Source organism: Kitasatospora sp. NPDC050463 (assembly GCF_040655255.1).
Lineage (GTDB): Bacteria > Actinomycetota > Actinomycetes > Streptomycetales > Streptomycetaceae > Kitasatospora.
The window spans coordinates 1-1,807 of record NZ_JBFAJO010000214.1 but is presented as its reverse complement, the minus strand read 5'-3'; the positions used below and the strand labels follow the sequence as shown (position 1 = coordinate 1,807).

Below are 1,807 nucleotides of genomic sequence, written 5' to 3'. Positions count from 1 at the left end.
CCCAGCACCGACGGCATGGACTACGGTCTCCTGCCGTACCGGCCGGGCGTGTTGACACTGCAGCGCTAGAGGTCCGCCTTGTGGCGGTTCCCGCCGACGCCACCCCTTCATATCCCAATCGAATAAGGGGCTCAAACAGTGACGTTCACGCTTCAGCGGTGGTCGCATCGCGTCCTCGCCTTGACGGTAAGCCTTCTCTGCCTGATGGCATTTCTTCCGTCCGCGGCTCGGGCAGACAACCCGATCGTGCAACACATTTACACCGCCGACCCAGCACCGTTGGTCTACAACGGCCGGGTCTACCTCTACACCGGACACGATGAGGACAACTCGACCACATTCAGGATGCGCGAGTGGAGGGTGTCGTCCTCGTCGGACATGGTGAACTGGACTGATCACGGCTCGCCGATGAGCCTGGCGACCTTCAGCTGGGCCGGCGCGGACGCCTGGGCGGGACAGGCCGTCTACCGCAACGGCAAGTTCTACTGGTACGTGCCGGTGCGAATGACCAACGGATCGCAAGCCATCGGCGTCGGGGTCTCGGACAGCCCCACCGGGCCGTTCCGTGACGCGATCGGCGGTCCACTGATCCAGAACTCCGAAATCGATCCGACCGTCTTCATCGACGACGACGGGCAGGCCTACCTGTACTACGGAAACCCGAAGCTGTGGTACGTGCGGCTCAACGCCGACATGATCTCGTACTCCGGCAGCCCGACGCAGATACCGCTGACCACCGCAGGGTTCGGCACCCGCACGGGAGATGCGAACCGGCCCACCCTGTACGAGGAAGGCCCGTGGTTCTACAAGCGAAACGGCCTGTACTACATGCTGTTCGCGGCGAAATGCTGCTCTGAGTTCATCGCCTACTCCACCTCGCCCGGCCCGACCGGGCCGTGGACCTATCGCGGCACCATCATGCCCTCGCAGGGCAGCAGCTTCACCAACCACGTCGGCGTCGTCGACTTCAACGGCGGATCGTACTTCTTCTACCACAACGGCGCTCTGCCCGGCGGCGGTGGCTTCACCCGGTCGGTCGCGGTGGAGAAGTTCAGCTACAACACCGACGGCACCATTCCGACGATCAACATGACGACGGCCGGGGCGCCGCAGTCCGGCACCCTCAATCCTTATGTCCGCCAGGAGGCCGAGACCATCGCGTGGGGCAGCGGCGTCGAAACCGAACCCTCCAGCGAGGGCGGAATGAACGTCAGCTGGATCGAGAACGGCGATTACACCAAGGTCAAGGGCGCAGCGTTCGGCAGCGGTGCCGGCTCGTTCACCGCCAGGGTGGCCTCGGGCACCAGCGGCGGCCGAGTCGAGCTGCACCTGGACGGTACGACTGGGCCAACGGTCGGGACCTGCACCGTGTCGGGCACCGGAGGCTGGCAGACCTGGAGCACGGTCTCGTGCCCTGTCACCGGTGCGACCGGGACCCACGATCTGTACCTGCGTTTCGCTGGTGGCAGCGGGTTCCTGTTCAACATGAACTGGTGGCAGTTCAGCTCCGGCCAGGCCGCCTTCTCGTCAACCGCCGTCGCCCAGCACAGCGGCTACTGCCTGGACGATCCCGACCTGAGCACCGCCGACGGCACTCAGTACCGGCAGTACACCTGTGGCGCCGGTGAGGAACAGCGGTTCGACTTCCGCCCGGTGGCAGGGGTGGCGGACACCTACTCCGTGGTGAACCACTACAGCGGCAAGTGCCTCGACGTCGGCGGCGCATCCACCGCCGACGGCGCGGCGGTCAACCAGTGGACCTGCCACGGCGGCACGAACCAGCAGTTCACGCTACGGCCGGTCACCG

At 65.4% G+C, this 1,807-nt stretch carries 1 protein-coding gene; it reads left to right on the top strand.

Going from position 1 to position 1,807, the window contains the following annotated elements:
* Nucleotides 1–138: 138 nt before the first annotated feature.
* On the top strand, nucleotides 139–1,807 hold a 1,669-nt coding region (locus AB0J08_RS41570; RefSeq protein ID WP_360645396.1), incomplete at its 3' end, for a family 43 glycosylhydrolase.